Source organism: Pseudomonas marginalis (assembly GCF_008692035.1).
Lineage (GTDB): Bacteria > Pseudomonadota > Gammaproteobacteria > Pseudomonadales > Pseudomonadaceae > Aquipseudomonas > Aquipseudomonas marginalis.
In genome coordinates, this window is sequence record NZ_VTFG01000001.1 from 2,263,072 (window position 1) to 2,275,576 (window position 12,505).

The 12,505-nt window shown below is 61.8% G+C and carries 16 protein-coding genes; 7 read left to right on the forward strand and 9 right to left on the reverse strand.

The features are described from left to right. The first annotated feature begins 505 nt into the window (after positions 1-505). From FX984_RS10495 to ppnP, 3 genes are all read left to right on the forward strand, one after another. Positions 506-2,389, forward strand: coding sequence for an acetyl-CoA carboxylase biotin carboxylase subunit (locus FX984_RS10495; protein WP_146476712.1), 1,884 nt, complete (start codon positions 506-508; stop codon positions 2,387-2,389). A 74-nt stretch (positions 2,390-2,463) separates the two neighbouring features. Next, positions 2,464-3,006, forward strand: a complete 543-nt coding sequence (locus tag FX984_RS10500; protein ID WP_027603887.1) for a 3'-5' exonuclease — start codon at positions 2,464-2,466, stop codon at positions 3,004-3,006. Positions 3,007-3,070: 64 nt separating this feature from the next. After that, positions 3,071-3,355: a pyrimidine/purine nucleoside phosphorylase gene (gene ppnP, locus FX984_RS10505; RefSeq protein WP_027603886.1), complete on the forward strand. Its 285-nt coding sequence runs from the start codon at positions 3,071-3,073 to the stop codon at positions 3,353-3,355. 63 nt (positions 3,356-3,418) lie between these two features. On the opposite strand, the gene FX984_RS10510 is transcribed toward ppnP, so the two are convergent. Together FX984_RS10510 and FX984_RS10515 are read right to left on the reverse strand one after the other, a co-directional pair. After that, a complete protein-coding gene (locus FX984_RS10510; RefSeq protein ID WP_027603885.1) occupies positions 3,419-4,225 on the reverse strand; it encodes an MOSC domain-containing protein in 807 nt (268 codons plus the stop codon). Positions 4,226-4,264: 39 nt separating this feature from the next. Continuing rightward, positions 4,265-5,200 (reverse strand): chemotaxis protein CheV, encoded by a 936-nt coding sequence (locus tag FX984_RS10515; RefSeq protein WP_027603884.1) that lies wholly within the window; start codon positions 5,198-5,200, stop codon positions 4,265-4,267. Positions 5,201-5,229: 29 nt separating this feature from the next. Between FX984_RS10515 and FX984_RS10520 the strand changes: the two genes are divergently transcribed. The 4 genes from FX984_RS10520 to FX984_RS10535 all read left to right on the forward strand — a co-directional run bounded on the left by FX984_RS10520 (position 5,230) and on the right by FX984_RS10535 (position 8,105). Continuing rightward, positions 5,230-5,463 (forward strand): hypothetical protein, encoded by a 234-nt coding sequence (locus FX984_RS10520; RefSeq protein ID WP_133822115.1) that lies wholly within the window; start codon positions 5,230-5,232, stop codon positions 5,461-5,463. A 287-nt stretch (positions 5,464-5,750) separates the two neighbouring features. Next, the gene (locus tag FX984_RS10525) at positions 5,751-6,200 is read left to right on the forward strand and encodes a hypothetical protein (RefSeq protein ID WP_027603883.1); all 450 of its coding nucleotides are present in this window, start codon (positions 5,751-5,753) and stop codon (positions 6,198-6,200) included. Positions 6,201-6,555: 355 nt separating this feature from the next. Continuing rightward, entirely contained in the window at positions 6,556-7,449 is an 894-nt protein-coding gene (locus FX984_RS10530) for a sensor histidine kinase (protein WP_027603882.1), read from the forward strand. Next, positions 7,446-8,105, forward strand: a complete 660-nt coding sequence (locus FX984_RS10535; RefSeq protein ID WP_027603881.1) for a response regulator transcription factor — start codon at positions 7,446-7,448, stop codon at positions 8,103-8,105. The genes FX984_RS10530 and FX984_RS10535 overlap by 4 nt, the downstream gene beginning before the upstream one ends. On the opposite strand, the gene yegS is transcribed toward FX984_RS10535, so the two are convergent. The 7 genes from yegS to FX984_RS10570 all read right to left on the reverse strand — a co-directional run bounded on the left by yegS (position 8,064) and on the right by FX984_RS10570 (position 12,504). After that, entirely contained in the window at positions 8,064-8,984 is a 921-nt protein-coding gene (yegS, locus tag FX984_RS10540) for a lipid kinase YegS (RefSeq protein ID WP_092355172.1), read from the reverse strand. The genes FX984_RS10535 and yegS overlap by 42 nt on opposite strands. Positions 8,985-9,080: 96 nt before the next feature. Continuing rightward, positions 9,081-9,626, reverse strand: coding sequence for a hypothetical protein (locus tag FX984_RS10545; protein ID WP_027603879.1), 546 nt, complete (start codon positions 9,624-9,626; stop codon positions 9,081-9,083). Positions 9,627-9,659: 33 nt separating this feature from the next. After that, a complete protein-coding gene (locus FX984_RS10550; protein ID WP_027603878.1) occupies positions 9,660-9,986 on the reverse strand; it encodes a hypothetical protein in 327 nt (108 codons plus the stop codon). 24 nt (positions 9,987-10,010) lie between these two features. Then, complete coding sequence (locus FX984_RS10555) at positions 10,011-10,319, reverse strand: hypothetical protein (protein ID WP_027603877.1); 309 nt, start codon at positions 10,317-10,319, stop codon at positions 10,011-10,013. A 433-nt stretch (positions 10,320-10,752) separates the two neighbouring features. Next, positions 10,753-11,145 carry a DUF2802 domain-containing protein gene (locus FX984_RS10560; protein ID WP_092355175.1) on the reverse strand — a complete coding sequence of 131 codons (393 nt, stop codon included), beginning with the start codon at positions 11,143-11,145 and terminating at the stop codon, positions 10,753-10,755. Continuing rightward, positions 11,146-11,628 carry a chemotaxis protein CheW gene (locus FX984_RS10565; RefSeq protein WP_005790025.1) on the reverse strand — a complete coding sequence of 161 codons (483 nt, stop codon included), beginning with the start codon at positions 11,626-11,628 and terminating at the stop codon, positions 11,146-11,148. An 81-nt stretch (positions 11,629-11,709) separates the two neighbouring features. Continuing rightward, positions 11,710-12,504: a CheW domain-containing protein gene (locus FX984_RS10570; RefSeq protein WP_115486767.1), complete on the reverse strand. Its 795-nt coding sequence runs from the start codon at positions 12,502-12,504 to the stop codon at positions 11,710-11,712. Position 12,505: the final 1 nt, after the last annotated feature.

Genomic DNA, 12,505 nt, shown 5'->3' on the forward strand with positions numbered 1-12,505 from the left:
CCCTGGCCCAGGACGGCTAACCCGGCGTCCTGCCGGGTTACCCACGGATTCAAGCCTGCGTTCGGCCAGCGTGGTTAACGGGGCGCCTAAGATCAAAATCAAAAGCAGATCAAGAGCCAGAGCAGATCAAAAGATTGCTGACTTCGTCAGCGGTTAAGGAAGTAGAAGCCACACCGCGTACGCTTCAAAGATCAGGTCGGCTTTAAGGCCGCCTCGCTTTGTTTTTGATGTGGGATCGCCCCGTCAAACACGCTGGCCGAACGCAGGCTTTGGAGCGTGGGTAACCCGGCAGGACGCCGGGTTAGCCGCACTGGGCCAGGGATGGCCCATTGCGGCGGCCCACGCTCCAAAGCCGGAGTGAGGGCACACCGAGCCTAGGCGAGGTGCCGAGTGTTGGGGCGAGGACCTTTTGGTTACTTTTGGGTCCTTCCAAAAGTGACCCGCTGTAAGAGCGGAACCCTAAGTGGCCGTTACCTAAATAACGGATATACACACGGAGCAAAAAATGCCGCAGTTCACAAAAATCCTGATCGCCAACCGCGGCGAAATCGCCTGCCGCATCCAGCGCACGGCCCAGGCATTGGGCTACCGCACCGTCGCCGTCTACAGCGACGCCGACGCCCAAGCCCGGCACATACAAATGGCCGACGAAGCCGTCCACATCGGCCCCGCCCCGGTACAGCAGTCGTACCTGAACATAGAAGCCATCCTCAATGCAGCCAAACTGACCGGCGCCGACGCCATCCACCCCGGCTACGGCTTCCTCTCGGAAAACCCCGGTTTCGCCCGCGCGTGCCAGGACGCCGGCCTGACCTTCATCGGCCCCAGCGCCGAGGCCATCGAATTGATGGGCAGCAAGCGCCGGTCCAAACTCGCCATGCTCGAGGCCGGCGTGCCTTGCATCGCCGGCTACCAGGGCAGCGCCCAGGATGACACCTGCCTGCAACGTGAAGCCGAGCGCATCGGCTACCCGCTGATGATCAAGGCCAGCGCCGGCGGCGGTGGCCGTGGCATGCGTCTGGTCCACCAGCCGGAGGCGCTGCTGGAAAGCCTGCACAGCGCCCGCTCGGAGGCCAGGAACGCCTTCGGCAGTGACGAACTGATCCTCGAACAGGCGCTGATCGAGCCGCGCCACGTCGAGATCCAACTGTTCGGCGACCGCCACGGCAACCTGATTTACCTCGGCGAACGCGACTGCTCGATCCAGCGCCGCCATCAAAAAGTCATCGAGGAAGCGCCCTGCCCGGTGATGACGCCCGAACTGCGCCAGGCCATGGGCGAGGCCGCGCTCAAGGCCGGGCGCGCAGTGAATTACCTCGGCGCCGGTACCGTGGAATTCCTGCTCGACCGCAACGGCCGGTTCTACTTCCTGGAAATGAACACCCGCCTGCAAGTGGAGCACCCGGTCACCGAGCTGATCACCGGCCTCGACCTGGTGGCCTGGCAACTGCAGATCGCCGCCGGCCAGCCGCTGCCGCTCGAGCAGGCGCAGGTGAGCCTGAGCGGCCACGCCATGGAAGTGCGCCTCTATGCTGAGGACCCGGCCCAGGGCTTCCTGCCGCAAACCGGTGAGGTGCTGCGCTGGGAACCGGCCGTGGGCGTACGGGTTGACCATGGGCTGTGCGAAGGCGAAACCATCAGCCCGTTCTATGACCCGATGCTCGGCAAGCTCATCGCCCATGGCGCCACCCGCGAAGAAGCCCGGCGCAAACTGCTGCGGGCGGTGGAAGACACGTTGTTGCTGGGGGTGACGACCAATCAGCGCTTGTTGGCTGAACTGCTCAAGCACCCAGGGTTTATCGAGGGTGATTTCAGCACCGGGTTTATCGCCGAGCACTTCGGCGAAATACCGCGCCCGGCCGCGACAAGTGATCAACTCGCCCTGGCCGCCGCGCTGTTTTACCAACACAGCGCCGACCAGCATCCCCACGGCCTCGCGGGATGGCGCAACAACGCGCGGGTTCCCTGCACCTTTCGCCTGGAGGTCGACGGCGAAACCCACACCGTCACCGCCGCCCCCCTGCCACTCAGCACCGATGGCCGTCACGCCACCGTGGTGCTCAACGGCATTCGCCGGCGTATCGCCTATCACCTGGAGGGCTCTCGGCTGTGGTTGCCAGGCCTTATCGTCACCAACCGCACCCAGCAGGTTGCCGGGCGCCAGGCCGACGCAGGCAGCGGCACGGTCAAGGCACCGATGGACGGTGCCATCGTCGACGTCCGCGTCAGCACCGGTGAACAGGTGACCAAAGGCCAACTGCTGCTGGTGCTCGAAGCCATGAAAATGGAGCATCCACTCAAGGCCGACAGGGACGGCGTGGTCAAGGCCGTGCAGGTGATGGCGGGCGATCAGGTACGCAATCGCCAGGTTCTGCTGGAGATCGAATAACCCCCTAGTCGGAACTACAAGGCCGGTCTACGCTCTATCCCCAACAGGAAAGGACGAGTACGGGAACCTGCGCGATGCCTCATTGGCTGATTATTGACCTTGAAGCCACAACGGATGAAGGCGGCTGGCCCGTGACGGAGATGGAAGTCATCGAGATCGGCGCTAGCCTGGTAAACCGCCAGGGCCGCGAGCTGGACCACTTCCAGCGCTTTGTGCGGCCGCTGCGCCGCCCCTTGCTCACGCCCTTTTGTCGCCAGCTGACCCATATCACCCAGGCAAATATCGACGGCGCTGCACCGTTCATCGAGGTGTGGCCGCTGTTCGAGCGCTGGCTGGGCCAGCATCAGGCGCGCCTGGAAGGCTGGGCCAGTTGGGGTGACTACGACCGCGTGCAGCTGGAGCTCGAATGGCAGCGCCATGGCCTGGCCAGCGCCATGGCCCCCACGCCCCATGTCAACCTCAAGCAACGCTTCGCCAAGGCCCGGCGCCTGGACAAGCCCCTGGGGCTCAATGGCGCCCTGCAATTGGCGGGGATGCAGTTCCAGGGCCAGCAACATCGCGCGCTGGAAGATGCACGCAACACCGCGCGCCTGCTGCCGCTGATTTTGCCGGTCTAGGCAGCTTCCCTGGCCTTGGGCATACTGGCCGACCTTTCCAGACCCTTTTTCCGAGGATTCGCCCATGTTCAAAGTCAACGAGTACTTCGACGGCACCGTCAAGTCGATCGCTTTCGGCACCGCAGAAGGTCCGGCGACCATCGGCGTGATGGCCCCGGGTGAATACGAATTCGGCACCGCCCAGCGCGAAATCATGCACGTGGTGTCCGGCGCCCTGAGCGTCAAGCTGCCCGACGCTAATGACTGGGAAACCTTCGCCGCCGGCAGCCAGTTCAACGTACCGGCCAACAGCAAGTTCCAGCTGAAGGTCGCGGTAGACACCGCTTACCTGTGCGAATACCGCGGCTGATCGCTGCGCCGCAAAAAAAATGCCCGTCTCCCAGGAGACGGGCATTTTTTATGGGCCCATGGCTTATTCGAGGATGATCACCGGCATGCCCACTTCCAGGCGGCCCACGCCATCGTTGACCAGGTTCTGGCCAAAAATCGCGCCGTCCTCGGTCTTGCGGTAGGCCTCCAGCGTCACAAAAGGCTCACGGTCGGGACTGCGCTCGCCGGTGTGCGGATCGATGGTGGTGAGAATGCAGCGTGAGCAGGGCTTGACTGCACGAAACTCCACATCCCCGATGCGCAGGCGCTTCCAGCCATCCTCGGCGAAGGCGTCGCTGCCTTCGATCACCAGGTTGGGGCGAAAGCGCAGCATGTCCATGGGACGGCCGACTTTTTGCGAGAGGTCGTCGAGGGACGCTTGCCCGATCACCAGTAACGGATAACCGTCGGCGAACGCGACCTGGTCATCATCGCGGCCGTAACCTGCCTGGGTAGTGCGCGCCCGCTCCAGAGGAATCTGCACCAGCCGTGTCGGTTTGCCGATAAAGGCGCTGACCCAGGCGGCGGCTTCGTCGCCGGCGTCCGGCACACGCAAGGTGTCGCGCCAGATGGTCACGCCACGTAACTCAGCCGCGCTGCCGGGCAACGCCACGTCCAGCGGCGCGTAGCCAGGCGAACTCAGGGTCAGGCCGCCGCTGCTGTTCCACAGCGCCGACAGTTGGCTCATCTTCGCCACGGCGCGCTGGGTGAGGAAACGCCCGCTGGCCTCATCCACCAGCATCCAGCGTCGATCGCCGTCCAACCCCAGTTTATCCAGGCCGATCTGTTGCAGGGTTTCGGCCTTGCCGGACTTCAAGGGGTAACGGTACAACGCGCTGAGACGAAGCATGGGCCAACATTCCTGAGGGGCAAAGCCGTCACCCTAAGGTCAAGCGGACGCTTCGTCCAGCATCAGGCGCTGACGCACCACATCCACCAGCTTGTCCGGCTGGAACTTGGACAGGAAGTTGTCGCAGCCGACCTTCTTCACCATCGAGTCGTTGAAACTGCCCGACAGCGAGGTGTGCAGCACCACGTAGAGCTTGCGCAGTCGTGGGTCGTTGCGGATTTCGGTGGTGAGGCGGTAGCCGTCCATCTCGGGCATTTCGGCGTCGGTGAAGATCATCAGCAGCTTGTCGGTCATCACATGGCCGGCGTCGGCCCAGGCCTTGAGCATGTTCAGCGCCTTGAGACCGTCGCTGGCGATGTGCATCTTCACGCCCAGTTGGCCGAGGGTGTCGCGCAATTGCGACAGGGCCACGTTGGAGTCGTCCACCAGCAGCACTTCGCGGCCACGGGCGCGTTCCAGCACCGGGTCGTCGAGTTTTTCGCGGGAGACCTTGGCGTTGTACGGCACGATCTCGGCGAGGACTTTTTCCACGTCGATGATCTCCACCAACTGGTCGTCGACCTTGCTGATGGCGGTGAGGTAATGCTGGCGCCCGGCGCTGGTCGGCGGCGGCAGGATGGCCTCCCAGTTCATGTTGACGATGCGGTCCACGCCACCCACCAGGAACGCCTGCACCGAGCGGTTGTACTCGGTGACGATGATGGTGCTGTTGGGGCCCGGCACCAGCGGACGCATGCCGATGGCCTGGGACAAGTCGATCACCGGCAGGGTCTGGCCCCGCAGGTTGACCACGCCGCACACGAAGGGGTGGCGCTGGGGCATCAGGGTCAGCTTGGGCAGTTGCAGGACTTCCTGCACCTTGAACACGTTGATGGCGAACAGCTGCCGCCCGGCCAGGCGGAACATGAGGATCTCCAGGCGATTCTCACCCACCAGTTGCGTGCGTTGGTCTACCGTGTCGAGAATGCCGGCCATTAAGAGCTCCTGGTGTGCGCTGGAAAGTAATGCGCGAAGTGTTTGTGCAGTTAGCTTGTTATCGGCGGCAAACGCCGGACCTTGACCCCGGTAAAATGCCACGTAAATTCATTGATGTCACACTGACATCATGCTTTACTGCTGAGGCCTGTTCATATGGCGGTGCAGCGACGTTGCGCGACATTCAAATCGACGCAAGGTTCCGCCATGTAAGGGATTCCCCTATACACAATCAGGCCCAACCTGATGTTCGCAATATCTAATAGCCATTAATGTGACGCCATTCTCATTGCATGAATGGAGTCAGGCTTTTGTTTGCCATCCCCAGCCCTCGTCTTATGGGTTTTCCAGACGCTCACGTCGCGGCAACTGAAGGTGTGCAATCGAGCCCGCTCACGGGGGCCACGCACAGCCGTCGCCGTCATTCAAATAAACGTCCTACTGAAAACTCAGAAGCAACCTACAGATTCCCGTTATCTTTCAGCGGTAGTTTTACGCCATTCACCCGGTGCGACCTCTCATCACCCGACCTTATGTTGTGGAGACTTGCATGATGAACGACGGTAACGAGTGGCAACTTGCACTTCCTGAGTTCCTGCGCGAGGCTGAAAAGCTGCTGACCAAGTCGGAAGAATGCCTGAGCCACCTGCATTTGATCCGCAACGACAGTGACGCCATCGACTGCATGAAAATCAGCCTGATCAAGCTCGCCGAAAAGGCCGATTGCCTGGCCCTGCAAGCGATCAGCGAGTTCTCGCGGCATATCCAGGACGTGATCGCCAACGCCGAAAACCCGTTGCAGTTACATGATCAAGCCCTGGACGCCCTGCATGACTGCCTGACATTGCTGGCCTGGCAGTTGGAATTGATCGATGCAAAAACAGGCCAACTGCCCCTGGATGAAGAAGAACAGACCAAGTTGATTGACACGGTCACCCTGCACATTCCGCAAAAGGGTTTCAGTTACAATCCGCAACAACGTATGCACCATTTGTCTTGAAGCGTTATCAGGTCGCATTCAAGCACGGGGTTATCTAAAAACGACGACTCCAACTAATCTGCTGGAGAAAAATGGCTATTCAATATCAATTAGCCATTAACGATACAAACCCTTTGAAATAATACAACCTCACTTCATTAACTCTGGGATTATCATTCCTCGAGTTGTTGCGCGTTTAAATAGGCCCGCCAGGCACGGCACCTGGCGACCAACGGTAAGAGTGGTGGTACTATGCACCCGCTTGAAGTGACTCAACTTCAGCCAGCTTGAGAACGATTCAAGAACGTATTCCAAACAGAGCCCGGTCAGCCGCGACCGGTCTTCCCGCAGCGAACCTTCATTGGCTCCATCCGCTATGCATGCCAGCCTCAAGACATTCATCGCAAGGTCCGCGTCCCGCAGTAACGCACGCCGTTTGATCCTCGCCCTGTGCCTCGGCTCGCTGCTGCTGAGCCTGTGGGCCTACAGCCGCTCCGCGCCGCTGCCACTGCTGGTGCTGCTGCTCAACCTGGCCATCTTGGTGGTGGTTGGCCTGCAACAATGGCGCTCGCGTAAATCCATCAAGTTCCAGCCCCAGGAGTTGGCCGATCGCCTGTTGCAAGTGCAGGAAAACGAACGTCATCGCCTCAGCCGTGAACTGCATGACGATATCGGCCAGTTGCTGACCGCCGCCAAGCTGCAAAGCGAATGGCTCAAGCGCCGCCTGCCGGAGGAGCTGCAAAGCCAGTGCACCGTGCTGTGCAACACCTTGAACGAGACCCTGGCCAAGGTGCGCGACGTGTCCGCCATCCTCAACCCCCGGCAGCTCGCCAGCCTGGGCCTGGAAGCCAGCCTGCGCGCGCACCTGCTCAAGACCCTGGAAAACACCCCGGTGCACTGGAGCCTCGAATGCCAGCAACGACTGACCGGCATCCCTGAAGAAATGGCCGTGGCGGCCTTTCGCATTACCCAGGAAGCCGTGACCAACATGCTGCGCCACGCCCAGGCGCGCAACCTGCTGGTGCGCCTGCAGCGCCTGCCCGAGGGCCTGTCGCTGACCATCTGCGATGACGGCCAGGGCTTTTCGCCCGCCATCAACCCCGGCCTGGAAGGCCAACGGGGCATGGCCGGCATGTCCGAGCGCATTGACCAGCTTGGCGGTTCATTGTCCGTCAGCAGCCAACCAGGCCACGGCACACGGATCGACGCGCTTTTCCCCTGGGCGCCTCGCTCCCTCGAACGGGCCAGCGCCCCTAAGGTTATCGAGTGACCTGCACATTACTCCTGGTGGATGACCATGCACTGATCAGGGCCGGCGTACGTGCGCTGGTACAGGATATTCCCGGCTACACGGTGACCGGCGAAGCCAGCGATGGCGCACAATTGCTGGAGCAGTTCAATACCCTGCTGCCGGATATCGTGCTGTTGGACTTGTCCATGAAACACACCACTGGCCTCGACGCGCTGCAGCAACTCAAGCGTGTGCACCCCAGGAGCAAGGTGCTGATCCTGTCGATGCACACCGATCCGGAGCTGATCATGTGCGCGCTGGAAGCGGGCGCCCACGGCTACCTGCTCAAGGACACCACTGCCAACGAGCTGGAACACGCGTTGCTGGCCTTGCGCAACAACGAGCGCTACCTGAGCCCGGCGATCGCCCATACCGTGATCAACCAGGCGCTGGTGCGCAGCCAGGGGCCGGCCACGCCCGCCAGCCACAGCCATAACCTCACGGCCCGCCAACTGGAAATCCTGCGCCTGATCGTGCGCGGCAAATCCACCCGCGAGATCGCCCACGGCCTGGGCCTGAGCATCAAGACCGTAGAAGCCCACCGCTCGCAAATCATGAAGCGCCTGCAGATATTCGACGTGGCGGGCCTGGTGTTATTTGCCGTGCGCGAGCAGATCATCAGCCTGGACGACTAGGGGCGAACCCACCGGCAGATGCACGCGCAGGGCCTTGGGCAAGGCCTCGAAGTGCAGGTCGTCACCTTCCAGCGGCTCGCCATCGAGGTTGATGTACAAGCCCTGCGCGACCTTGATGTTGACCCACGGCAGGCGTGCCCGCACGAACATCGCGTCCAGCTCCCAACCGTTGCCCATCAGCTCGCGCAAGGTGCCGACCACTTCCTGGGGCGCCGGCAGGATACTGACGTCCAGCAAGCCATCGTCGGCCAATGCCCCAGGGCACAGCACATGCCCACCGCCCGCCTGGCGACCGTTGCCGATACCCAGGGCAAGCAGCTCGCCTTTCCAGTGGAAATCCGGCCCGTCCAGCTCCGCATAGGCGGCCTTCAACTCGCTGAAGCGCGTCAGGCCGGTGAACAGGTAGGCGGCGCCACCGAGGACTTTCTTCAGGTCTTCGGAGGTATTGGCGGTAACCTGGCTGCCGAAGCCGCCGGTGGCCATATTCAGGAAGATTTGCCCGCCGACCTGGCCGAGGTCGATCGCCCTGGGCGGCACATCCAGCAACGCCAGGGCCTGGGCGGGCTCCAAGGGCACGCCGGCAGCCTTGGCGAAATCATTGGCGGTCCCCAGGGGCATCAGCACCAGGCTGGCGTCACCCTTGGCCTGCGCCATGGCCTCGGCCACGTCGCGCAAGGTGCCATCGCCGCCGCCGGCAATGATGTGGGTATAGCCGCCCTCCAGGGCCTCCTTGACCAGGCGCTTTGCGTCACCGCCCTCCCAGGTCACCCGTACCGCCAGCTCCCAGCCCTGCTCGCGCCGGGCCAGCACGGCGCTGCGCACGTCCTCGTTGAGGGCCTGCTTGCCGTGGAGGATCAACAGTGCCTTGGGGGTGGTCATGGGTGGCTTACTCCTGGATTCAAAGGTGCTTGAAGGATGTGGACCCTGGGCGACCGAAAAAAAGCCATGGGCGTTGAAAATTAATCCCGCGACTCACTAGAAGTTATCCATCGCGTTGCACATCGACAGCTTGCCCTTGGGCACAGGCTCCACAGCGACCCATTGCTTGGCGCCCGCCGGCAGTTCATGCAACTGGATCGAACAATTGGCATACATGGACGCCTGCACCATGTAATCCACCCCGGGCCGAGGCACGAAGGCCATGCTGGCGGAGCATTGCCGGGAATACTGCAATTGCCCCAAGTAATGAAAGGCGATCGGCGTGTTCGCCGGCACCACCAATTCCGACGACACCGCAGCCGCCCACGAATAAATCGGCCCAGGCATGCCCAGGCTTTCACCGTTGTGATCGGGGAAGCCCGCTTTCGTCGACGCCATCACCCCGGCGCCCGGCACGTTCCAGTCCAGGCAATCACGCCCCGGCACCGCGCGCACCAGACCATCGGTGATCAACCGCACGCGGGCGGTCTCGCCGGTCTGCGGTGCAACGTAGCCGGTGGACAGGGAGCGGATGTTCGCCACTTGGCCGCAGCCGGTCAGCAGCACCAGCAACGCCACGGGAACCACACGTAAAAGGCTCATCAGCAGTCAACTCGCAGAGGAATAAAGGGCCGCTTACGGCTGACGGCAATTCTGCTTGACCGACAGCTCTGGCGCCGGTTCGTACTTCACCTGTTGCAAGCCATCAGCGCCCTGGAAGATGAAGTACTTGATCCGGCAGTCCTTGAACATCGGCGAATAACCCTCAGCCCGGAAGCCTTGGCCATCGACCTGCTTGGTCACAGCGTTGTTTCGGCTGACCACCGCGAGCACCTGGGCGTAACTCTGGCCCATCTTCACCCCCGGCTCGCCGGTGACCGTCATCGACGAGGCGCAACCGCCCAGCCCTGCCACCGCCAATGCCAGCGCGACGCCGTACAGTCCATTGCGTAGATCGTTCATTCCTTGCTTCCTTTTAATGTTGGATCAGCGGCGGCCATCGCACACTGGAGATTCGCCAACGCGGCCAAGCTTGCACAGGTCCAGATTATCCTTGCGGGTAAAGCCAGCGTCCTTCATGCAATAGAAGTGCTTCAGTCTCTCATCGATTGAGCCGCCGCCCGTGCCCGCCACATTCTCGTACCCGCACGCGAGCATGCTGCTCTTGACGCCCTCTACAGAGACCCCGCTCTTTTGCCAATCGGTAAAATCCGGCGGCGGCGGTTGGAAGCCCCTGCCCGTGCACCCAATCAATAACACCGCGTAAACACTCAACAGCAGCCCGCTCCTCAACATCGCGTTCCTCCTCATGGTTTGCGTAGACCGCTCACCCGCCAACGCGTCCCTGGCATGGCCCGTGGCTCAACGTGAGGTCAATGCCGCTGGCACCGATGCAACGTCCCTGCAACGGATCATCGACAGGGTTGACTGGACATCTTCAGCCTGATCGCCACTGAGCACGACGCGGTCGATCTTGAAGCACGGCATTTGATTGCGCGGTAAGCGCGGAGGTGGCAACCCAAGACGGCAGCCAAACAGAGGGTTTTGCTCGAGAGGGGATCAACAGGCATTTCGCATCCTTGTGAGTGAAACGTCCTACATGCGTAGCTTGGTCATCACAAACAAGTAAAAGTGCCACGGAAAAACATGGCACGGTGACGCATCCGACACAATCAGCCGCAGGCGGCATTCAAGGCATAGCGAGAAGCGCACGGTATACACGGCACAATCAGCTTTTGTGTAATTTACTCATCAACTGCGCCTCAGCCTGGGTCAAGCCACACGACTGGGTCAGTTCATCCACGGTAGCGCCCATGCCCACCAGCTTCGCCGCCTGGGCAAATGACAGGCTGGAAGGGTCACGCTGCTCGATCTGCGCCAGCTTGTCCGGCAGCGGCGCGAGAATGGCGCGCAGTTCATGCACCTCGTCCCCCACCCTCACCGCACTCTGCTGGAAGTGATCAACCCGCTTGACCAGCTCCAGCACCCGTCGATCACGCACCGCATCGCGCTCGGCCTGCTGCATCGCCAACTCGCGCTGCTGGCGTATGTAGCGCAGCAGAAAACCCAAGGTCCCGGCCCACAACAGGGCCAGGACAATCACCGCGACCTCAAGGAACAATCAGATGCTCTCCAGTTCCGACCATTCTTCTTCGCTCATCATTTTGTCCAGCTCAACCAGAATCAACAGTTCGTTGTTCTTGTTGCATACGCCCTGGATGAACTTGGCCGATTCCTCGTTGCCCACGTTCGGCGCGGTTTCCACTTCCGATTGGCGCAGGTAGACCACTTCCGCGACGCTGTCGACCATGATCCCGACCACTTGCTTGTCGGCCTCGATGATGACGATACGCGTGTTATCGCTGACTTCGACCGTGTCCAGGCCAAAACGCTGGCGGGTGTCGATCACCGTCACCACGTTGCCGCGCAGGTTGATGATGCCCAGCACATAGCTTGGCGCACCGGGAACCGGAGCGATCTCGGTGTAGCGCAGCACTTCCTGCACGCGCATCACGTTGATACCGTAGGTTTCGTTGTCCAGTTTGAAGGTAACCCATTGCAGGATCGGATCATCCAAACCTTGTGCGGACGCTGACTTGTTCATATCTCTGACCCCTTCAAATGCCGATGTAGGCGGCGTGTGTACTTCTTTTGGCCGCACGTTCGCGCGGCCCTTGTTGTCCCATCAACTGCGTTTGTTCACCGGCATCGCCTTAACCGCACCGCTGGCGATCAACTCGGCCAGTTCGGCAACGTCCAGCAACGCACACATGTGTTCGATCACGGTGCCTGCCAGCCAGGGCCGCTGGCCCCGATGGCTGCGCCATTTGATTTCATTCGGGTCCAGGCGCAGCGAGCGGCTGACTTGATGCACCGCCAGCCCCCATTCGTAGCCCTGCACCGAGATCACGTATTGCAAGCCTTGGCGGAAGTCATCGCGGTAGCGGTCGGGCATCACCCAGCGTGCGGTGTCCAGCACCTTGAGGTTACCGGCCTGGCTCGGCAGGATGCCCAGGAACCACTCCGGCTGCCCGAACAACGGCGTCAGTTCCTGGCCCTCCAACGAGTAGATCGAGCCCAGGCACACCAACGGCACCGCCAGGGTCAACCCGGCGACGTCGAACAGCAGACATTCAAATGGCTCGGCCGCCCAGGCCGGCCGATCATCGCCGCTCACCGGCGGTGGCGTGATGCTCGGTGGCAGGTGCACTTCCACGACCGGCTCGACCACCGCAGGCGCGACGGGCGCGACCACCGGGACGCTGACCGGGACGACGAGTGCATCGCGGGCCTGCTCTTCCAATACAGCCAACTGGAACTCGTCCAGGCTGCTCGAGGACGGCACTTCGACCGCCGGCTCCAGCACCAGGATCGGTTCCGGCAATTCTTCTGCGGTCGCGTCCTGCAGCAAGGCATCCAGGTAGGATTCCAGTGCCAGTTGCGGGCGGGTCTTGACCTTGAGTTCGACGGGACGGTTCATC